Below are 21,802 nucleotides of genomic sequence, written 5' to 3'. Positions count from 1 at the left end.
ACTCCTACTAAACATTACCCCACGACGCCAAAGCCAAGGATTGTAAACTTCTTGGACGCATCCTGCATCTTAACTTCTACCTTGTGCTTCCTGGTGCGCTTATCATTGAACAGTATCACCGGATTACAGTGTGTCCATCCTACCACAAGTGGATCAAGGGTCTTGACCAGATTTCCGTCCACATAAACGTCAGCCTTGCCATAGGATGAATTACCCGAATCCTTAAATATTATTACTAGTTTGCTACAAGTCAGAGCAATTGTAAATGCCTTTTCTGTGCCATCTTTACCAGAATGATGCCAGTTATACTTAAACTCCGGAGTCTGTTCTATCTCACTGTCCATCTCCACAAACTGAAGGTCTTTGTCTGTCTCGTTAAAAGAGCCGCAGCCAAAACTAGTGATCTTATATTTTTCCTTTAGCTTGTCAAATTCCGCTTTATCCAAAAGCTCAACCTTTTCAAAATCAGCTCCAATGGCTGGTTCAGGGAAGCTCTCTGGTTCCGGATCATTTTCCTGATGTGTCTCATTTACCTTATCAATGAGTTCTATGAGGCAATCTGCCATGATCTGATGTCCCAGATTACTTGGATGGTACACATCGTAAAAGAACTGATTCTTGGAGATAACTCTTCCGTCATCAGGAAGAAGCGGAAACTGCGGTGTTACTGCATCCATGATACTCACCATAGGTACAGAATACCTGTAGCCTACAGGTGATAGTCTATCCTGAAGATTCCAGTCAAAGGAGAACACTGCAAAAAGAAGTACTACTGCAGGTTTCCACGGAAGAGCAAGAGCTTTCCTTACAAGACTCTCATAGCACACTCCTTGCGTCTCATCATCTCCGTCATTAACTGCAAACTCTATTACTATAAGATCCGGCTTTTGCGAGCCATTTCTCAGGATATCTCTTTCAAATCTCACCATGCCAAGTTCAGACGGTGTACCGCCAACGCCTGCTTTTATAAGATTTACATTTCCGCCCTTAGCATATTTTTCCTGAAAGCTATCAGCAAACACTCTTGCATAGCACTTTTCATTGATAGGTATTGCGCCTGCCCCCTGGGTTATGGATCCGCCAATAAAAGCAATAGTTACATCTTCGCCACTTCCTGCTTTGCCAAGCACTTTTTCAAGACGGCTGGTATTCCCCATATCAAAAAGGCTTTTTTGTATCATCTGACGATAGGCCGTCGAATGAAAATCTACAGTTCTTTCTATTGGCTGAACAGGTGCTATAAAGCCTTTATTTAAATATAATCTGATATCAGTAGTTGCCTGAACTCCAGGCTGTGCAAATTCAAATCTAATCTGCCCTACTTCCTTATCAGTAGTTTCCCAATTTATTTCATCAAGTCTGATGACTTCTTCCATTCCATTCATCAGAACATCTTTTTCAATCTTAGTTGCCTTCTGACCTGCCTTAACTGGATACATCTCCATTACGAACTTGACTGTCTCTGAAGTATTTCTTCCTGATACACTTACCCCGATTGAATGTACCAATGTCTTAAAGCCCTCTGCAGATCTTAAGAGCTCAAGCATATAATCATCGCCGATATTCCCGGATAGTTTAGCAGCATCCACAAGTCTTCCCATATCCATAAAAAGGAACTGGATTCCCTTGCCGTCAGGTTGTGGTGCAGCAAATATTTCTTTTTCCTGCATGATAAAGAAAAATGGTCTTTTCTTTACAGGATCCTTTGGTGCTTTTGGCCCCTCACGTAATATAGTATTCATACTCACCCCTATAAAATAAGGGCGGCTGTGTTAGCCGCCCTTTTTGTAAACCTTTGAAGCCCTAATTACTGAGCGTTTGCTTCATCTACATAAGCTTTCCATGTGTCACGGATTGCTTCAACCTGCTCTGATACTACGCAGTCAGCTGTGATGTTCCATACGAAGTCTGAGCCAAGGCTTAAGTTAGGGATCATGCCGTGATAAGCAATTGTTCCCTTTTCTGTCATCATTGTGATTGTCTCGTCTACAGCTCTCTCATCGAACTTACCATTTCTAGCTGTTGAAAGGTATCCGTTGTAATCATAGTACTCTGCTGCTGGTGGATTTGTGTAAAGGTTCCAAGCAAATGCAAGCTTCCAAGCTCTGTCAGCATCATAGCAGCCAGGGATTGCAACTGGGTTGTTTGTCCAAACGTTGATGTAGTCGTTCATCTTAGGTCCCTTAGGGAACATAACGAATCCAACTTCATCCTGCATATCATCAAGGAAGTTACCAGGTGCGCCAGCATACTCATCTTCTACCATGAATGCTGCCATACCGTTGATGAATGCTTCCTTGTAGTAATCCCACTCAGCGCCCTCTGGATCTGGCATGTCATACTTCTTGTACATATCTACTGTCCACTCAAGAGCTTCAAGTGTCTCAGGAGACTCAAGGTTGTATACATACTTTCCGCTTGCATCCTTATCGATGAAAGATCCGCCGTTTGAGAATACAGCTTCTGTTGTCATAACACCTTCGTTAAGTGTAAGACCCCAAACATCTACAGTACCGTCGTTATCCTTATCCTGCTGAACCTTTGACATAAGCTCATCAAACTTATCCCATGTCCAAGATCCATCAGCCTGCATATCATAAATTGAATCAGGATCGATTCCAGCTTCTGTAAGAAGTCTCTTGTTGAAGTAAACTCCTGTACGAGCCTCTGAATATCCAGCGAACATAGCATAGATGCTATCTCCCTTTGAATACTGCTCGTGAAGAAGGTTTCTCTGGAACTTGATGTCATTGAAGTCAAGGCAATCAAGTGTTGAAAGATCATAGAGAAGACCATTTGCCATAGCTGATGTGATAGCTGGGTCATCACGAAGAACAAAGAGGTAGTTTACATCGTCGCCACCTGTTGTAACGTAGTCAACGAAATCCTGTGGTGTTGAACCCCAGTCAGAAATAGCCTGTGACTTGATTGTGAAGTTGTAAGTTTCCTGGATCCAATCTCTGTAATCCTTGAGAGCTTCCTCATAATCGTTCTGTGGCTCAGCTTCATCACCTGACCACCAGTCACGGATAATGATATCCATACCACCAAGGTCAATTGGGTTACCAGCGTCATCTGTGATAACCTGATATGGATCGTACTCGTCAGATGGAGCTGCTTCCTCAGAAGCTTCTGCTGCAGCTGTTTCTGCTGATGCATCAGCAGAGCTCTCTGGCTGAGTGTTGTCTGCTGGTGCAGACTCGTTTGCGCCGCAGGCTGCCATACTTGTAAGCATAGCTGCCATTGTGATAACGGCTGTTGCTTTGGTTGTTAGAGACTTTCTCATACTCTAAATCCTCCTTACCCCATTGGGAAAATATTAGTCCAGATATTTTAAATATCCGGTAGCTACCATTACATTTTGATACCTGTACTACTGATACTCTCAACAAATGATCTCTGTGCAAAGAGATAGAGAATAATAAGTGGTACTATGATCATAAGTGTTCCTGTTGCAAGAATACAGTTTGAGTAAGCAACAGAAATTGTTGTCTTAACGCCGTTTATTCTCTGGATATAAGCACCAAGGCTATCTACGATTCTTGCAAGACCAGTACTTACAAGCTTGGTATTTCCAAGGAACATTTTTGAATAAAATCCGTCTGTCCACTGCCATACAAAAGCAAAAAGGAAACATGAAGTGATGATTGGCTTTGCCTGTGGAAGCATGATTCTTACAAAGGTCTTAAGCATTCCGCAGCCATCAACATACGCTGCTTCTTCAAGATCGCCAGGAATATTTCTGAAATACTGACGGATCATGTATATGTACAGACCGTTCTTAAGTCCCATACATCCTGCACTCATGAGATAATAAGGTAACTTTGACCCCCTGAGATTAATTGTATTGCCGGTAATTAATTGACATAATCCCAATATATCAAAAAATCTAAAGTGCAAATGAAGTGAACTTGCAATAGTCTGTGGTGGAATCAAGATTACAAGTATTACCATGGCGAACCAGAATTTCTTGAATGGAAATTCAAATCTGGCAAATCCATATCCAACCAGTGTGCAGACTGCAATCTGAAGAGCTGCGATCGTAAGAGAGATCAGTAGTGAATTAATTACTGCCTGTCTATAGTTCATAAGCTCTGCTGCAAGTCTGTAGTTTCCTGTGGTAAAATGCTCAGGAATAGAAATAACTATCGGATTATACAGATCTTTTTCTGTCATGAAGCTTACTGAAATCTTGTTAAGGATTGGCTGAAGGATCATGAAGCACATACCAAACAAAAGGATGAATCTGATAATGCTTATGACTCTCTCAGATATCTTTTTCTGTAAAAGATATCCACCTGAAAGCTTATTTCTTTCCCAAAATCCTAATTTGTCATATCTTGAATTATTCTCTGTATTAGTCATAGTAATAAACCCTCTTTGAAATAAAGAATGATGTTATTCCAACGAATGCAAGTACAAGTAAAAAGTATACCCATGACATTGCTGATGCATTTCCGTACTGCTGCTGGTCAATCATTACCTTCTGTATTTTTTCAATAACCCCGTTATCCGATCTCATACAGAAATCAACTACTGTGTAGATCCAGTTAACAAGGAACAGAGAACTGATCATTGGGAAGGTGATCTTCCAAAGGCTCTCCCACTTGGTACATCCCTCGATATCAGCTGCTTCATACATGCTTGAAGATATTGTCTGAAGTCCTGAGAGGAAGATGATGATCTGGATTCCTGATGAAAGAGCTACGTCGTAGATATTGTTGATAACTTCAAATACCTTTTCATAAGCTCTTACACCTACGCCTGCAGTTCTAAGGATAGTCTCCATAGCTGCTGTGATGCTGATTCCAGATGTGGACTGCTCAATTGTCTGTGCCAGTGATGACATAAGTTCGTTGTTGGACTCAAGTCCTACGATAACACCTGATGAAAGGATTACCGGAAGGAAGAATATCGCTCTTACCAATGCTCTTCCATGGAACTTTTGATTGAGGATCAAAGCCACGAAAAAACTAAATACAATGATAGCCAGTGAATAAACCATCATACGTGAGAGTTCTTCCCACAAGAGTCTGTTAAATTCAGGATCAACCCTGAAGGCGAATACATAATTCGTTAAACCGTTAAAGGTCTTGGTAACAGTTCCTGCCGCCAGATTTACATTGCAAAAGCTCATGTAACAGGATTCAAAAAGTGGTTTGACCATGAAGGCCAAGAAGCCAACTATGAAAGGTGATATGAAAAGATATCCTGATATGGCTTTGCGTTTTTGAAGCCCAGCCAATTTGTTTTTTTGCTTACTCATAACAAACTCCCCTCTCACCTTGTAACTACATAATCTCTTGCTGGTACCTTAACTGCGCCTTCTGTGTAATCACTGTAGCCGTAGTTGACGTAAACCTTTGTACCATCTGCATATTCTGTACAGGAAACATCAGCTGTTAAATTCTCATGACCTGTCATTTCCTGATTGAATGTATGTCCAAGTTCATTGTTGTATCTTGTGTAGATCTCTAGCATACGATCTTTCCATGAATCGTAAGATGATCCGTAATACTCTGTGTATAAAGTCTTCTGTGTTGCGAAGGAATCTTCCTCCATGAAGGTGAACTGAAGTCCTGCACCATACTCGGCAGAATATAAAACTTCATCTTCTGCGTTTCCACAGATGTTGATAGGCTCACCTGTGTAATCTACTCTTCCATGAACAGCCAGCTGGAAAAATGGTACACACTCATCAAGGATCGTATATTCGCTTCCTCTAAGGTCCATGTTTGTAACCATTGATGCGAATGGGATAGCATAATCATTACCCATATTGATCATTACTGGTGTGCCTGCTTCGTTGTAGCTCTTAAGCTGCTCAACCTGGAGTCCCAGTACTTGTTCTCTGCTGTAAGTCTTCTTTCTGTAGAAGTCTGATGAAAGATCCATACCAAGATCCTGGAATGATGCTCCAGCGTTGTACTTCTTAGAAGTATTTACAAGCTTGTCTGCGTACTTGTTTGCAAGTTCTGTATGAAGGAGATAGTGAAGGTCCTCTGAATCTCTTTCTGCGTAAGTTACATGGCTGTATGCGTGAAGCTCAGCTCTTTCCTTACTGATGAACTTGGCAGCATCTCTATAGGAAAAAAATCCATTAAAGAGGTTACTGTCGTATGCGTACTGAGTAATACCATTTAAGTAAACTGTATTTCCATTTGCTTCTGCGTTATTTACAAAGTTCTTAAGGTCTTTTTTGCTTCCAAGTGCACCAACTGTCTTGGTCCTTGCAAGTACCTTCTGCTTGACACCGCCGTTACACCATCCGGAAAGCTTAACCTGCATATTTGATACGCCGTTATTTCCAAGATCAGTGATGATGGCATCTGCATCTTTGTAGCTTGTGAGCTTAAGTGGTCTTGAAACCGGAACTCCAAGAACCTGTTTAACCTTATCAATAGCACCTACGATCTCAATGGCTACTGGAGCTGATGTGTCATCTACAAGATCAAGATAGCCTGCGTATTCATTCTGAAGATATGTGCTATAGACCTTTGCCATATCTACGTAGCTTCCTGAGTTTACAAAGGTGTATCTCTGTCTCAAGGTCTCATCTGGAAGCTTAGTTGCGTATTCGTAAATATCTGAGTTAGCGATATCACCTACATCGAATTTTTCTCTCTGGCAGATGCTGTACTTGGCATTAACAAAGTTGTAACTGTGGTTCTTGCCTGCAACATCAGCCTGGATTGATGCGTAGCTTCTGCCGTCTTCAAGGATACAGATAAAGGAATCATTTCCTTCAGAAACGCCATACACTCCGTAGTAAGCTCTTGTGTTGTGTACTACTGCATCTCTGCTAAGGCACATATCCCAACCATATACGTTGGTGTAGTAACTACTCTGTGATGTCTTGCCGTTGTTGAAATTGATAAGTGCTCCGCCGCCTTCAGGTACCAGCATGAAGCCGTTATCATTTGGTCCGCCTGCTCCAAAATATGGAAGAGGAGTGATTGTATAGATTGGTGTCTCAGGATCAAAATCAAGATCGCTGAATGGAACTTCTACCACCAGGTCTTTTCCTTCAAGCTTGTAGACAACGCTTACATTGAAAATTGCATTATCTGATGTGTTTGATGACTGATCCAGCTCTTTATCTGCAAGGTAATTATCATATGTATATCCAACTGCCTCGAACTTATCCTGGATAGTCTTTCTTACATTCTCTTTGGTAGCAGTTCTGAGTACGTAGATAACTTCTGTCTCGATGATAGGATAGTTTGCAAGGAGCTCTTCCTTGTTATCCTTTGGTGTGAGCTTATTGATGTCGTACTTTTTGTAGTACTGTTTAATAAGATCAGCATCTTTTTTTTCCATCTGTGAGAGGTAACCCTCAAACTCTTCTGCAGTACTTACTGGAGGAATGATGAATTCTTTTTGTACACTTCCAAGTGAATAATTAACTCTGATCTCATTGTCTCCTGGAACGATCTCGTAGATACCATTCTGAGCACTGAAGGCATATGAATTGTAAGTTGTCTCAAGTCCCTGTGTGATCGAGTAAGACATGATAAGTGGTGACTGAAGATATGCTTTCTGATCATCAAGCGCCTTCTCATCTTCTGCCGCATCAAGTGGATTTGAGTACCACACCTTGCCGCTGTCCTTTACCTCAATACTAAATTCAGTTGTCTTTGGATCCATGGATAACTTAAGCTGTCCGTTATCGATGGTAATCGTGTCTTCGCCACCACCATAAGCGTATGGAGGAATAGCTTCTTTTGACTCTTCAGGAGCCTTGGTATTAACTACGTAAAAGATGGCTCCAACGATTATCAAAAATATGATCAATGAAGGGATGAGTTTTATTAACCCTTTTATTAGTTTTTGCTTTAACTCTTTTTTCAAGTTCGTCACCTCTTGCCATTCCTACATTCGGAACATCAATTCTTTTGCCAGTGAAATGAAGTACGCTACACCCTGTGAGATCATACTAAAGAAGATCATGAGGATGAAGATCATTACCAGCATTGCAAACAGTGTTGCAACAGTAAAAAGAATGTTCTTTCCAGCGGAGTATTCGTGAATCTGCCCCATGGCAGCTATTACAAGTAGGGCTGCGTATACCAAGGAAAGTGCACTGACTACTGAGTAGAACTGACCTTCCTGAACAGTTACGAAATTACTGAATATCATCAGCGGGAACTGTATGAGTACATATGGTGTAAAGGCATAGCAGGTTGCCATATATACCTGTCCCAGTTTTCCTTTTCCGTCAAAGAGTGTCGTCAGAGCCCAATTGCCAACTACCCAAAGGGAAAGCGGGAAAATGACGCTGGCAAGATACAGGAAGATGTTAAGGTCTTCCCAATAAACTTGCATAAACAAAAAGCTTGTGTATTTGAGCTTCATGATTCTAAGAACAAGCGCTGCAGCAAGTATAGTATTTGCCGCTGCATAGGTTCCTCTTTTTTCATGAGTCAGATCCCAGAATCCATCGAGGGGATGAGTCATGCAGTAAAGAGCAAACTTCAGCGAATCAATATATTTTTCTTTTGGAGTCATATTCTCTTTTGGTTTTGCTATCATACCCTCACCTGTCTTTACCTGTTATAAAAATGTCTGCTGTATCTATCTCATGTTTGATACTCTTGATCCTGCCTCTTCCAAGAGGAATGAGGAATAACAAGACTACCACAAGTACTATCCAGCCGATGTGTTCTTCAACCCACTGCTTACGATACTGCTTGTAAGCTTTTGAGTAGTTCTCGGCGTCATACTTAAGTTCAAAGTAGTTCATGGCTTCTTTGTATCTTTCCTGTCTTAGAAGTGCTCTTCCAAGACCGATGTAAGCAAGATCGTAGTTGCCATTCTGATCCATAACCTTCTGCCACTCTTCTCCAGATTTCTCGTAATTACCTTTGTCGAAATCTTCGATAGCGTTGTAGACTGTGTTACCAAACTCTGTTGGTACAAAAGCTGTTATGGAGCAATCAAGGCTATCAAGTACATAGAGCTCATGTCCGTAGTGCTCGATGGCTGATGGTCTTCTGAAGTATCCATCCATGTTTCCGTTTCCACCAAAGGCGAATACCATTCTGCCCTGATCATCATATCCAAAAAGTCTTCCTCTGTTTCTGTCGAGGCAGACATAAATGTCGTTGTCCATACAGGTTACATCTGTAAAGATTGATGGGCCTTCATAACCACCGCCTGATCCAAAGTAAAGATCACCGATGATCTTCCAGTCACCATTTCTTACGAGGATGTCTGAACCAAGGAGATTTAACTTTCTAACTGCATCGCCGTCAACCTTGTTATCTTCGTTTGTTCTGATGGCTGCTGTTGCATATATGAAGCCTTCGTAGTCCATGTAGATGTTCTCGTACTCTGTTGGAACGAAGGATTCCATCTTGGCTCTCTGTTCCTGAGAAGCAAGCTTCTTCCAGATGTAATCAGCAAACTTGAAGGTTACCTTTGTTGCACCTACAAATCCCGAGAATGTTCCGTCATTTTCATACTTGACGAGACCTTTGTTGATTCCAACAGCTATGCAGTACACACGCTCAGCTGTATCGATTGCAAGCTTGTTTGGCTGGAATACAAGTGCTGGATCAAGGGTGCTATCATCAGGCTTTGTAAATTCCATGATGTAATTAAGGTCTTTATCAAGCTTTAATACTCTTGCATTTCCCTGATCAGCGATGAAGATGTTTCCTTTTTCTGAAACAGCTACATCAGTAGGGTTATTTAATGTATTTGTTCCTGTTCCTCCAGAAAAAGAATCAATGATCCTTTTTACTTCCAGTTTTTCAGGAGATTTTCTATCAAGCTCTATGATCCTGTTGTTACCGCTGTCGCACACGTAAATGCTTGTGCCATATACGAAAAGTCCCTGAGGATTTTTAAGCTTTAGATCAAGTCCAAGTTCTGAAGATGTAAATACCTTACAAACTGTATAAAGGTCCGGACTTTCCTGAACATCGCCCCACCAGTCGTAATTGTAAGTGTATCCATACTCTCCATCACTTTTGGCCTGTGCTGTGACCGGCTGAAGAAGCACTGTCGCAGCTACAATTAACGCTATTCCAGTTTTTATAATGAAATTTTTCTTATGCATAACTGCTTCAACCTTTCACATTAGTCTTTAAGTCCTGAGCTAGCCATTGTCTCTAAGATCTGGCTTTCTGAGAATACGAAGATAAGAATTGGAACGATCATTACTACTACAAGTACTGCAGCTCCCTGTCCTGTTCTTGCAATTCCACCAGCCTGGATCTGCTGAAGGGCATATACAAGAGTCTTTCGTTCTTCTGAATAAATAAATGTTGATGCTCTGTTATTCCAAAGTCCCTGTACTGAGAAGATGATAAGTGTCATCCATGCAGGTTTTACGTTTGGCATAACGATCCTTGAAAATACTGTCCACTCATTGGCTCCGTCGATCTTGGCTGCTTCAATAAGTGATGTTGGAAGTCCTTCCATGAACTGCTTCATAAGGAAGAATCCCATTGGTGCTGCAAAAGCAGGAACGATTATTGCCCAGTATGTGTCGATCCATCCAAGCTTGTTGATGATAAGGTAGTTAGGAATCTGTGTTACCATACCTGTGAACATCATAGATACTGTGACAATCTTGAAGAATGTCTTTCCACCTGGGAATTCATACTTGGCAAGTACGAAGGCACCCATTGATGCGATGATAAGATGTCCTGCTGTACCAACAAATGTAATAAATACAGTGTTGAAAAGATATCTTGAGAATGTTACTACTCCACTCTTTCCCATTGTTACAAACAAATCTGAGAAGTTATCAAATGTTGGATGCTGTGGGAAAATCCTTGGTGGGAATTTAAACAACTCATCAAGTGGCTTCATAGCACTGCTGACTGCATATACGATTGGGAATACCATGACCATCGCAACCAGTATAAGGAAGATGTAAAGTGCTATATCTCCTCCGATGGATCTATTAGGTTTTCTTTTCTTAATTAGCTTACTCATATCAAGTTCCAACTCTCCTTAACAAGCTCTGAATTGCTTTATTACAAAGAATCATCATCAAGAACAATACTGTTGCTATAGCGCAGGCATAACCCATCTCAAATCTGTCAAAACCGTAGTCATAAAGGTGTGTTACGATTGTTCGTGCTGCATAGTTTGTACTAGGATATCCACAAAGTGCCATTGTTACTTCACATACACCAAATGATGATGTGATGGCCATGATCGCTCCGAACATGAGCATTGGCTTCATGTTTGGAAGTGTGATATACCAAAGCTCCTGCCATCTGTTCTTGACACCATCCATGTATCCCGCTTCGTACTGAGCTCTATCTATACCCTGAAGACCAGCTACGAATGAAAGGAATCCTGTTCCCAAGCTCATCCAGAGGATAACCAGCATACAGATTGGAAGCATGTACTTTGGATCAATGAGCCAAAGCTTGGCTGTATCAATGAGTCCGTGGCTTAACAGGAACGCATTTACATAACCGTAAACATCTCCTCTGAAGAATACTGAGAAGATAACATAACAGTTACCAGCGATTGATGGTGCGTAGAAAACAACTACCGCAATACTTCTGATCCATCTAGGGAGTTCACTGATGAGCCATGCAAAAACGAATGACAATATGTATCCTAGTGGTCCTGTTATGAGAGCTATCATAAGTGTATTCTTGACACCTATCAGGAAGATATCATCCTGAAGGATCAAGCTTGTGTAGTTCTGAAGTCCGATGAACCTTGGTGGTTCAAGGATGTTGTAATAAGTGAAACTGTAATATATTGATGCCACTACAGGAAATACATAAAACATAGTGAAAAGTATTGCGTATGGTGCAAGGAACAAATAGCACATCTTCCTGTTTTTGGCTTTCTTAACTGCTACTTGAAAATTATGTTTTCGCAGTGTCAGATACTTCTGCAGATATTCCTTCATTTCTAGTTTCTCCTAATCAATCTACTGACATACCGAACTCAAGTCGTTTCTTCTTGATCTCTTCATCTATAAAGATTGAATAATCAATAATGGTCTCTCTGGAATCAGTCTTATCTGTAAGAACTTTTCTGATGGCATTTGATATGTGTCTTCCTGTGAAATATCCACCAGGAACTTCTCTGATACCAACTGTCTGATCCCACTGTTCATCAAGAACTTCGATATCATCTGCACTCCATGAGAGATTCTTGAATGCATCTCTGTTTGCTGTTGCGTATCTAGCAGATGAACCAAGGAGTGCTTCGATCTCACGACCAAATCTAACCTGAGTTTTTTCATTTGCCCACCACTTCATGAATTCCCATGAAGCTTGCTTTAACTCTTCATCCTCAGTTGTGATCATCATAGTTGCACTTCCTGTTATGAAGTCTGAGCGATCAAGATATGTTTTTCCATTCTCATCTGTTCTGTATGTTCCAGGAATGAGAGTGAAGTCCCAAAGACCTCTGATCTCAGGTGCTGAAACCATGAGTGTGTTGTATGTTGAATAAGCTGCTACACCTATTGGCATCTCTCCTGAACGGAATCTGCTGACGAAGTCATAGATTGTAGGAATGCCATAATCATTAAAGTATCTTACGTAATCATCGAAGGCTTTGACGCCTGCTTCTGTGTTGACTGTTGTCTTGGTTCCTGCCTCGTTGTACATGTCACCGCCGTACTGATAAAGAAGTGAGAAGTACATTGAAAGGTCCGGTACATTTGACATAACCTGTGTAGAAGCTGATGATGCACCGCTACTACCTGCCGCTGTAGGAATACCTATTGAAAGGCTATTACCCTGAATTGTAGGAAGCATTTCGATGAGTTCCTGCCAGGTCTGTGGAACCTCAAGTCCAAGTTCTTCAAGTACGTCTTTTCTGTAGAACATTACGTTGAAGGTCTGTGTCTCTGGTATTCCATAGATGTGACCATCAAGGCTGTACTGCTCATAAGAGCTTGGTGAGTAGTGACTCATTACTTCTTCCCAGCCATCAAACTGAGTGATATCCTCTGCCGCTCCTCTAAGTGCGTAGTTAACAGGTTTTTCTGCTGAAACTGAAAGAACTACGTTTGGTCCTCTGCCTGCCAGTACTGCATTAAGAAGTGCTGCCTGATCAACGATCTCTACGTTGACCTTTATTCCTGTTGATGTTGTAAACTCATCATCGATCATGGACTTAAGGATTGTTCCCTGGTCTCTACCGGTTAATACCCAAACCTTGATTACCTTCTCTTCTGAGCCATCATATACATCACCAACTGAGTTATAGTCTACAAAGAATGATGCTACAAAGGATTTTACTTCGTGACCGATCTTGCTAAATACAGTTGCTTTATCTTTCTTTGGATGAGCATCAGTTCCTGAAACTACGATGTAATCTACATCAAGTTTTGTTTCACTCATCTTGAGCTGTGCAGTACCAAGTGATGTGATGTTGTCCTTGAATGCAACGAACTCTGTTGTGATCTTCTGTGGCTTTTCGATAAATCTTTCAAGCTGCTGAGCAATTGTCTGAGCTGTAGCAATGTTATCTGCCATCTGTCCTGAGTATTCAACCATGTCATCAACGGTCTTGTATAATCTCTTTGACTCAAGGTCCATTGCTTTCATGATCTCAGGATATGTTGTATCGATGTGATAATCTCTGTAAACATCTGGGCTTGCGCCAGTGTAAACAAGAATCTTTCTATATATCTGATTGAGTCTGTAGGTTGAATCCTGAACCTGTTCAAGGATTGGTCCAACACCTCCAAGAGTTGCCTCAAGCCTTACAGTATGAACACCCTTTGTAAGGTAGATATCATATGGAAGCTCAAGACTCTCCCAATCGTTTGAATATTCAAAAGAGATCTCTTCGAGCTCCTTGAATGGAATCTCGCCATCAATGTAAACGCTTCTATTTGAAACAGATCCTCTTGCGTAGTTCTGTCTGGCTTTTACCATGATGTTGTAATATCCATCCTCTGGAACTTCGATATCCCACTGGATCCACTGACCTGTTGATCTCCAGCTTTCTCCACCTACATAGTTGAGAACTGTGTGTGTAACACTATTTGGTGAAGTGGTAGGTGAGGATCTATCATACTTGGCATATAGGGAGGATTCAGATCTTAAGGTAGAATCCTCACCCTGAACCACTTGCATGTAATTTCTGGCCTGCTCAGATGCAGGATCATGTTTGTTAGCTGCAAGATACTCTTCATAAGTAGGTCTTTCTGTAACTCCTCTAAGCTCTACCTTTGAGAGGATCATTGGTTCATTGTCTGCTTCGAATGTAAGTGTGTTTTCACCTTTTTCAAAATAGAAAACATATGGCTCTGGGACAAATCCCATGTCGTCTCTAAAATATGCTGACTGGAAATCGAAGTATTCAACCTGAACTGGTCTGATCTCGTTATCTCTGTTATCAGTTCTAACTTCTCCGCCATCCATCCACATTCTGGTGAATGAAATGTTTCTGGCATCTTCAAATGGAAGTTCTCCGTTAATGTATACGGTACGTTCTGCAGGAACTCCTCTTGATTCTGGAATGAAATACTCGATGTAGATCTGGTACATGCCAGCCTTTGGCACGTCTACTGTCCATGTGATCTCAGAACCGGTCTCAGTAAAAATACCGTTATTTTCTTTACGAACAGTACCTTTTGATTCATATTCATCAATGTTTACTGCAATGTCACCTGAAGGTCTGTCTGCATCTGCATGTTCATTAAGATATCCTGTATAAGCGCCTACTCTTTCCATTCCTTCAACTTCAACAGTGAGATCTGTGCCTTCGTATTTCTCGTGGAAATCAGTTCTTTCTCTATGTGAAAGAAGTACGCATATACCGGCGAAAACTACTAATACCCCAATAACTATTAAAACTTTTCGCAATGTCTTGTTCATGTTATATAGTCCTTTGTTTATTCTTGTGCGAACACCCAAAATGCTGGCTTTGGTTCATACTTGCCATCAAATAATAGTGGGCACTGCTTTTGTTCTTTTTGACTTCCACCGCCAACATTTGATCTGAACTGTAGCCATGAAAGTGTATCTATCGTTCCCCAGAAGGTAATTCCTGTAATGTTTACACCTGAGTTCTGAGCTGACTGAAGTCCGTAGTACATGAGGTTGTAAACCTTTCTCTGTTCCTCATATTCTTTTTCCATAGCTTCTGGGCTTCCGTCGTAGCCATCTGTTGCTCTAAGATCCCATTCGGTGATCTGTACATTTCCAACAACCTTGCCATAGGCCTTGGCTGATGCCTCAACCTCTGTATAGGAAGGGCCCTCCATACTGTAATGTCCCTGCATTCCCATTGCTGTGATCCTGGTACCTTCGCCCTTAGGACCTTCAGCTGCTTTTACTGCTTCAAGGAGAGTGATGATTCCTGCTCTCTTTTTGGCATCGCATTCGTTGTAGTCGTTGTAGTAAAGCTCAAGATCATCTGGAGCATATTTGTTAGCGTACTTAAATGCGTTGATGATGAACTCTTCACTCTGATATACATGCCACCAGCTGGAGTTGCCGCCGTGTCTGTCTTCTAGAAGATCTTCATCAGGTCTTTCCGTATCTGTTCTATAGGTTCCTGTTGAATCAGATATTGCTTCGTTTACTACGTCCCATCCATAGAAAAGATCTTTATATGGGCTGTTCTCTCCAGTAAAGTGAGTCAAGACTTCTCTTATGTACCACTCAAGTCTCTTGTCCATCTCTTCCTTGCTGACATATGGCTTGGTCTTGTCATAATCTTCATGGAAGAACCACTCTGGAGTCTGTGAGTGCCAGAGGAGAACGTGTCCTCTTACTTCTATCTTTCTGTCTGGATTAGCTTCGTTCCATTTGAGTATCTTATTAAGTATCTTTTCCGGATTACTGTAATTAAGAACTGGAACCGTTATGGTCTCGCCGTTAAGCTCTGCCTCTTTTGTACCAGGACAGGTGCTTACGCTATAACCAAAGAGTGAATCAGGCTTAAGTTCATTTCCAAGTGTCACTGCATTGAAATGTGTTGTAACAAGGTCCCACAGCTTGGGATCCCAAGGTTCTTTACCTGTAATAGCACATCCAATCCTGCATCCCATTTTCTTGGGAACCACATCTCTAAGGGCTGGAATCTGCTCCATACTTTCTTCTGTATTCAATTCTTGCTTCTCCTGATTTTCTGGTTCTGAGCTAGAAACTGATGATGCGTCATCTGCGCTTGTCGCTGTCTCTGACGATGCATTTACCGCCTCTGATCCAGCTGCTTCGCCACATGCAGTAATAGAAATCGCCATGATCACTGCGCAGACGCCCGCTAAAGACCTTCCCCATTTTTTCATCAACTTAGCCTCCCCAATTAGTAATCAATTTTTGCTAATCATTATTCTAGTTGACAAGATATAGCATATAAGCTAGCGGAAAGATTTGCTTGTCATTTTTTGCAAAATGGCGTTCAGATATTGCTTTTTGACCGCAAAAAATGGTAGTGTTTTTTTGTGCACATTTAACAATAGACATGGAGCTAATTGATTTTCTATTATCTATATTGAGCACTTTTTGATGATTGATAGCAATTTTTGAGAAGTTTTATTTACCAGATAATGATATGATTTGAGGGTAAATTCAATAAGACACTGATATTAGAAAGGTGTAACAACAATGGTCAAAAAAGAAGACAATGTTAAGTTAGACTATTATCAGCAAAACACCGATTACAAAGCACGTGTAATGGTGAACAATAACGAGAAATCTATTTTTCCAAAGGACTCATCTCTACGAATTTGGTACAATGAGCTGCCCTGTGACTATTCATCACACTGGCACAACGCTCTTGAGATTATCGCTCCTATTGAAAATTACTATGATGTAGAAATTGATGGTGACTACTATCATGTTGTTCCTGGCGAGATCATCATTATCCCGCCTCGCAGATCTCACAGCCTTCATGCGCCAAAAACAGGCTGCAGATATGTATGCCTTTTTGATATAGACTTTTTCTCATCCCTTAGAGGATACTCCAGTCTTATCACTATGCTTCAAGACTGCATTCATATCACTCCTGAGAGCCACGCACCGATCTTTTCCGAGATCAGCGATCTCTTTTCACAGATATGGAATGAATACTTTCAGAAGACTGAGTTCTATGAGTTTTCTATCTATTCCCACCTGTTCCAGATCATGACTATTCTCTCAAGGCACCGCCTCAGCAAGATCAACATCTTTACTGACAGCACGCCAGTTAAGAGACATGAGTATTTTGAAAAGCTCAACAATGCTATTGATTACATCGATCAGAATTACACCTACGATATAACTCTTGAGGATGTGGCTGCTTACAGCGGTTTCTCCAAGTTCCATTTCTCAAGACTTTTCAAAGAATATATGAACTGTACTTTCTACGACTACCTTATCGGTCAGCGTATCAAGGCTACGGAGGTTCTCCTTACAAGGGACGATCTTTCTATTACTGATATCGCCCTCCAGTCCGGTTTTTCAAGTATCTCTACTTTTAACCGGACCTTCAAGCAAAAGAAAGGGTGTACCCCTGGTGAGTACCGTTCTTTATTTTCTCAAGGACTGCACAAACAGCAGCAAGGATAATGTAAAAGAGCTGCTTATTTATTAAACTTCCATGAATGCACACTGTAGTTACTTCCTTCAAAGACGAAGTATACAGTGTGTTTTTCTGTTACAGGATTTTCAAACTCTGCTGTGACAATTGTAAGTTCTTTGCCTGCGGCTGATACAGGAATTCTGCACACCGGCTCTGCTGATGGAAGATCAAGGCAGATGTTAATTGTGCCTTCTCCTGTGCCAAGGTACTCTACTTCGATGCTCTTTGCTCCCTCTGGGCCAAAGTTAACGCCTTCAATGCTGGTCCATGAGCCATCCTTGATGCCAGTCAGGATCATATCTCCTGAGCCGTATTCCTTGGCTTCCTCTCCAAACTGGGTTGTATCTATCTCTGCCTCGTTAGCCATGGTTACTGCTGGAATTGTCTGGTATGGATCAAAGTCTTTTACCTGAGGAACACCGTTTCTAGTCCCAACACTGGCAGCTGGCTCGCCCTCTTCATTGAATCTTACTTTATCAATGCTGGTACTTCTGTATCCGTGAAGGATTCCCATCTTCTCTTCAAGGATTCTGGAGTGGTATGCGATGTACCACTGACCTTCAAATTCAAACATGCAGTGATGGTTGTTACCGCCAAGGCCAAAGAATACTTCAGGATTCTTGAGGACTCCGTTTGCTGGCTCGAAAGGTCCCATAGGAGAATCTGACTTCATGGTCATGATCTCGCCATTAGAGAAGCCGAGCTCTTTTTCTGCTTCTAGAGTAACATCGAAGTTTGTGCAATATGAATAGTAATAGGTTCCGTTTATCTTGTTGATACCTGAATCTTCAAAGAGATACTGAACGTTCTCGATGGCGATTGGATCTCCGTCGAGGCTGATCATATCATCAGAGAGCTTGGCAACTCTTGCTGTTCCTGGATTTGCAGCCTTATCAGGCGAAGGAACTCCGCCTCCGAAATAAATATAGGCTGATCCGTCATCGTCCATGAGAACTGCAGGATCAAAGAGCCATGTTACCTCTGCGCAGGTTGGAGTATCTCTTGAGATGAGTGGTCCATTTAAAGGATCTGTGAATGGTCCAGTTGGGCTATCTGCTGTGAGAACAGCGATGCCATTTCCGTTATTTGCAAAATATAAGAAGAACTTGTCTTTGCCATCAATGTTCTTGTAAGCTGCAGCTGGTGCCCATGAGTTTGCTCCCCAGCTTGCTGCGCCGTTCTTGCCTGCTGCGTATACTGTTCCATGATCTGTCCAGTTAACAAGATCATCTGATGATACAACGTTTATGGTGTTGATATTCGAATAGGTATTTTCTTTGACTGAACCATCAGCCTCGTATGATGGCTTATCACCTGTCATGTAGAGGTAGACTCTTCCATTATAAACAAGAGCATATGGATCTGCGCCAAATCTCTGGAGCATTACCGGATTGTGCTCTGTTATCTGCTTGTAACTTTTCTGAATCTCAACTGAATGTGTTGCTGACATATCTGTATCCCCCTCGGTTTGATCTGTTTCTGTCGCCGTTTCGGTTTGTGGGGCCTGCTGGTATTGAGTCTTATCTTGCTCTGATTGGCTTCTTGCCTTTTGATCTTGGCATCCCGCTAGAATTGTTAAGGCCGTTAATATGCTGAGTACTGCAATTGCTGGTTTTTTCTTGTTTTTGTACATATCGCTAACCCCACCTTGTTAATTCCATGTACAAGACTATACGGTATCGGAGCCTGGGGATTCCACTAAATAATTGCTAATTTCACGTCAATAATTGCAAGTGGGGGGGGACGTGCGGCACTTCAAGCTAGTCTGGCATGCGTGCAGTTGTCTCTCGCGGCGCTTTGTGGCGTCTCGGCATGCCTTTTTAGCTATTTTCTTGCTTTGGCATGCCAATTTTCTTCAATTTCAAGATTTCCAGCGTGCCCTTTTTCAAGTTTTCAAGTTTTTAGCATGCTTCCTTTTCCTTTTTCGAGAGTTTTTGGCATGCCTTTTCTCTACCTTCTTCACTTTTTGCATGTATCAGATTTGTTATTGCATACCGCTGGGAACAACCTTAATCATTTTCTTGATAGCCATAAAGTCTCGCCAATGGGTAGCATCCCGCAAGTTAAGTGCGCTTTTGTCGCAAAACAAGCGATTGCTTCACGATTTTAGAAGCATTACACTATGAACGAAGATTCAAAAACACTCTAGGGAGGGCAAAAAAATGAATGAGAGAAAAAGGATTTTAACAGCGCTTATGCTAATGGGAGCATTAACACTGAGCGCATGCGGAGCAAACAAGGAAATGTCAAACACAAGCGGAAGTAGTGCAACAACCGTAACAGAAGATAACAATAACGCAAATACAGAAAACGCTAATAAAATGGAAGCAGAAGAAACCGCCGAAGATAACGCTGATTCTGAAGATCACGGCGATGATCTTGGCGAGCCTTCTGTTACTATCTTATCTGTAGATGATGCTTTTGCCAAAACATCAGGCGAGCCTTTTCATATTGCTGAATACTTTGATGCACAAGTAGGCACCTGGACATATCAGATCGATGACTCTGGCAGCGATGCGCTAGTTGATGACTATGAATATGCTAAACTTGAAGATTCTGAATTCTTAGATGGTGATTATTTCGATACAGATGACATCGTTGATCCAACAGACATAGTTGATACTAATAATTTGAATGAAGATGAATATGACAGCTACTTTGCAGATTATCACCGAGATGCAAATAGAAATACTGATTTTATGACACTTATGGATTCAAATAGCAAAAAAAGATGCGTTCTCATCTCCGTAACTAATTGGAATGAAATTACAGTATACTTGAGAGAACACCTTGGAACAATTTATGCTGATGGTGAGCCACGCTATTATCTTAGTAGATCATATAGCATGAAATACGATTGGTTGAAGGGTGAAGATCCTCAGGAATTCATTGATGCAGTAAAAAATACACTTGGTGTAGAAATTCAGCTTGATTGGGTTTATGAAAACTAAATAATCGCTCAAACTGGTATGTACGGTTAAAAAAACGGTCGCAAATATAAGACTTGCGACCGTTTTATAATGCTCATATTTACTTATATACCTCAACTATGGCATCAGCAACTTTTTCTCTTTCCCAGCTGAGGGTGTTTCTATTGAAGATTCCGAAGAATTCATTTCCGGCGTTGAACTGGCCATTGTCCCACCAAAAGCATGGGATACCAAGCTCTTTTGCCTTGGTGAGATAGTAGATAACCCATTTGCAAACTTCATCTTCATTGCCATCCTTGTTCACAGCGCCGTATTCTGTCAGGAGGACAGGTATGCCTTTGCTAATGAACTTGTTTCTAAGATCAGCAAACATGTAGTCAATATCAGCCTTATGGGAGCCATCCCATGTATCATAGGAGTTGTCTGACTTGAAGGTGAAATCATATGGAGTATAAGCGTGGATAGTCACCGCCATATGCTCATCATCAGGAATGGTAAGGCCATTTATTGCTGGTTTAACAGGCGAATCTGCTACAGTTGTAATAAGAACAAGTCTCTTTTCATTATTGCCGCCTGTTGATCTAACAGCATCAATAAATGTCTGGTTCAGTCTATTTACGCATTCTCTGACTTCCTGAGTTCCGCCGTTCCACTCATCCTGACCGCCTTTTACTCTTGGTTCATTGAGGCCTTCAAAGATAAGGTGATCGCCATATTTTTCAAATCTTTCAGCAATCTGTACCCAGAGTACTTTTACCTGCTCATCAACTGCATCGATGTGAGCATTGTCTGGAATGCGCCATTCCTCTTCATGGTGAGAATTGATGATAACGTACATCCCATCATCAAGGGCATAGTTTACGACTTCTTCTACTCGGTCCATCCAAGCTTCGTCAATGGTATATTCAGGAGCTGCGCCCATGTGATCATACCATGTTACAGGAATCCTTATGGAATTAAAGCCTTTGTCGTGAACAGCATCGATCATTTCCTTGGTAGTCTTGGGGTTACCCCAATAGGTTTCATCTGAAAGACCTGAACCGCCCCAGGAATCAAAGGTGTTTCCGAGGTTCCAACCAGTGGTCATTTCAGCCACAAGATCCTTAGGAGTGATATCTCGCATATCATATTTCCCTTCTGATGGAGTGACACTATCAGCCGCGGAAGTATCATCTGATGATTTTTCCTCAGTGGCATCAGATACTTCTGCATTTTCAGAAGCTTCATCATTACTTACGTCCTGAACCGTTTCTGCGCTGGAATCAGTGTTTCCATCATCTACTGGTGCACTGGCTCCGCACCCCGTAAGGAGTGCGAAGACAAGTGAAAAAATAACAAGTTTCTTTTTTGACATAAATTTC

At 41.5% G+C, this 21,802-nt stretch carries 15 protein-coding genes; 2 read left to right on the top strand and 13 right to left on the bottom strand.

Features of this window, described 5'->3' with window-relative positions:
* Positions 1-14: 14 nt before the first annotated feature.
* From bhn_RS01400 to bhn_RS01350, 11 genes are all read right to left on the bottom strand, one after another.
* Positions 15-1,742: an SGNH/GDSL hydrolase family protein gene (locus bhn_RS01400; RefSeq protein ID WP_071175026.1), complete on the bottom strand. Its 1,728-nt coding sequence runs from the start codon at positions 1,740-1,742 to the stop codon at positions 15-17.
* Positions 1,743-1,807: 65 nt separating this feature from the next.
* On the bottom strand, positions 1,808-3,286 hold the full coding sequence (locus bhn_RS01395; RefSeq protein WP_071175025.1) for an ABC transporter substrate-binding protein: 1,479 nt from the start codon (positions 3,284-3,286) through the stop codon (positions 1,808-1,810).
* Between the two features lie 68 nt (positions 3,287-3,354).
* Positions 3,355-4,365, bottom strand: a complete 1,011-nt coding sequence (locus tag bhn_RS01390) for a carbohydrate ABC transporter permease (RefSeq protein ID WP_071175024.1) — start codon at positions 4,363-4,365, stop codon at positions 3,355-3,357.
* Entirely contained in the window at positions 4,358-5,266 is a 909-nt protein-coding gene (locus bhn_RS01385; RefSeq protein WP_071175023.1) for a carbohydrate ABC transporter permease, read from the bottom strand. The genes bhn_RS01390 and bhn_RS01385 overlap by 8 nt, the downstream gene beginning before the upstream one ends.
* A gap of 14 nt (positions 5,267-5,280) precedes the next feature.
* The gene (locus bhn_RS01380; RefSeq protein WP_148661889.1) at positions 5,281-7,851 is read right to left on the bottom strand and encodes a DUF5696 domain-containing protein; all 2,571 of its coding nucleotides are present in this window, start codon (positions 7,849-7,851) and stop codon (positions 5,281-5,283) included.
* A gap of 21 nt (positions 7,852-7,872) precedes the next feature.
* The gene (locus bhn_RS01375) at positions 7,873-8,532 is read right to left on the bottom strand and encodes a Yip1 family protein (RefSeq protein WP_071175021.1); all 660 of its coding nucleotides are present in this window, start codon (positions 8,530-8,532) and stop codon (positions 7,873-7,875) included.
* A gap of 4 nt (positions 8,533-8,536) precedes the next feature.
* Entirely contained in the window at positions 8,537-10,063 is a 1,527-nt protein-coding gene (locus bhn_RS01370; protein ID WP_071175020.1) for a hypothetical protein, read from the bottom strand.
* Positions 10,064-10,083: 20 nt separating this feature from the next.
* A complete protein-coding gene (locus bhn_RS01365; protein ID WP_071175019.1) occupies positions 10,084-10,947 on the bottom strand; it encodes a carbohydrate ABC transporter permease in 864 nt (287 codons plus the stop codon).
* A 1-nt stretch (position 10,948) separates the two neighbouring features.
* Entirely contained in the window at positions 10,949-11,887 is a 939-nt protein-coding gene (locus tag bhn_RS01360; protein ID WP_071175018.1) for a carbohydrate ABC transporter permease, read from the bottom strand.
* Positions 11,888-11,903: 16 nt separating this feature from the next.
* Positions 11,904-14,819 carry an extracellular solute-binding protein gene (locus tag bhn_RS01355; RefSeq protein ID WP_071175017.1) on the bottom strand — a complete coding sequence of 972 codons (2,916 nt, stop codon included), beginning with the start codon at positions 14,817-14,819 and terminating at the stop codon, positions 11,904-11,906.
* A 17-nt stretch (positions 14,820-14,836) separates the two neighbouring features.
* Positions 14,837-16,237 carry an endo-1,4-beta-xylanase gene (locus bhn_RS01350; RefSeq protein ID WP_071175016.1) on the bottom strand — a complete coding sequence of 467 codons (1,401 nt, stop codon included), beginning with the start codon at positions 16,235-16,237 and terminating at the stop codon, positions 14,837-14,839.
* A gap of 319 nt (positions 16,238-16,556) precedes the next feature.
* Between bhn_RS01350 and bhn_RS01345 the strand changes: the two genes are divergently transcribed.
* Positions 16,557-17,498, top strand: coding sequence for a helix-turn-helix transcriptional regulator (locus bhn_RS01345; RefSeq protein WP_071175015.1), 942 nt, complete (start codon positions 16,557-16,559; stop codon positions 17,496-17,498).
* A gap of 14 nt (positions 17,499-17,512) precedes the next feature.
* Here the strand turns inward: bhn_RS01345 and bhn_RS01340 are convergent, their stop codons facing one another.
* On the bottom strand, positions 17,513-18,961 hold the full coding sequence (locus bhn_RS01340; RefSeq protein ID WP_148661888.1) for a glycoside hydrolase family 43 protein: 1,449 nt from the start codon (positions 18,959-18,961) through the stop codon (positions 17,513-17,515).
* A gap of 712 nt (positions 18,962-19,673) precedes the next feature.
* On the opposite strand from bhn_RS01340, the gene bhn_RS01335 reads away from it, so the two are divergent.
* Positions 19,674-20,462 (top strand): hypothetical protein, encoded by a 789-nt coding sequence (locus bhn_RS01335; protein ID WP_071175013.1) that lies wholly within the window; start codon positions 19,674-19,676, stop codon positions 20,460-20,462.
* A 79-nt stretch (positions 20,463-20,541) separates the two neighbouring features.
* Here bhn_RS01335 and bhn_RS01330 read toward each other — a convergent pair whose 3' ends face one another.
* On the bottom strand, positions 20,542-21,795 hold the full coding sequence (locus bhn_RS01330) for a glycoside hydrolase family 5 protein (protein ID WP_071175012.1): 1,254 nt from the start codon (positions 21,793-21,795) through the stop codon (positions 20,542-20,544).
* Positions 21,796-21,802 lie beyond the last annotated feature (7 nt).

Origin of the sequence: Butyrivibrio hungatei, assembly GCF_001858005.1 — a bacterium.
In the GTDB taxonomy this organism is placed as follows: Bacteria; Bacillota; Clostridia; order Lachnospirales; family Lachnospiraceae; genus Butyrivibrio; species Butyrivibrio hungatei.
Note: the sequence above shows the minus strand (reverse complement) of the source record. Positions and strands in the feature narration are given on the sequence as shown.

Coding starts and splice junctions, on each gene's coding strand:
- bhn_RS01350 (WP_071175016.1), bottom strand. CDS start 16,237: ATGAAAAAATGGGGAAGGTCTTTAGCGGGCGTCTGCGCAGTGATCATG.
- bhn_RS01395 (WP_071175025.1), bottom strand. CDS start 3,286: ATGAGAAAGTCTCTAACAACCAAAGCAACAGCCGTTATCACAATGGCA.
- bhn_RS01335 (WP_071175013.1), top strand. CDS start 19,674: ATGAATGAGAGAAAAAGGATTTTAACAGCGCTTATGCTAATGGGAGCA.
- bhn_RS01390 (WP_071175024.1), bottom strand. CDS start 4,365: ATGACTAATACAGAGAATAATTCAAGATATGACAAATTAGGATTTTGG.
- bhn_RS01360 (WP_071175018.1), bottom strand. CDS start 11,887: ATGAAGGAATATCTGCAGAAGTATCTGACACTGCGAAAACATAATTTT.
- bhn_RS01370 (WP_071175020.1), bottom strand. CDS start 10,063: ATGCATAAGAAAAATTTCATTATAAAAACTGGAATAGCGTTAATTGTA.
- bhn_RS01385 (WP_071175023.1), bottom strand. CDS start 5,266: ATGAGTAAGCAAAAAAACAAATTGGCTGGGCTTCAAAAACGCAAAGCC.
- bhn_RS01375 (WP_071175021.1), bottom strand. CDS start 8,532: ATGATAGCAAAACCAAAAGAGAATATGACTCCAAAAGAAAAATATATT.
- bhn_RS01400 (WP_071175026.1), bottom strand. CDS start 1,742: ATGAATACTATATTACGTGAGGGGCCAAAAGCACCAAAGGATCCTGTA.
- bhn_RS01345 (WP_071175015.1), top strand. CDS start 16,557: ATGGTCAAAAAAGAAGACAATGTTAAGTTAGACTATTATCAGCAAAAC.
- bhn_RS01340 (WP_148661888.1), bottom strand. CDS start 18,961: ATGTCAGCAACACATTCAGTTGAGATTCAGAAAAGTTACAAGCAGATA.
- bhn_RS01330 (WP_071175012.1), bottom strand. CDS start 21,795: ATGTCAAAAAAGAAACTTGTTATTTTTTCACTTGTCTTCGCACTCCTT.
- bhn_RS01365 (WP_071175019.1), bottom strand. CDS start 10,947: ATGAGTAAGCTAATTAAGAAAAGAAAACCTAATAGATCCATCGGAGGA.
- bhn_RS01355 (WP_071175017.1), bottom strand. CDS start 14,819: ATGAACAAGACATTGCGAAAAGTTTTAATAGTTATTGGGGTATTAGTA.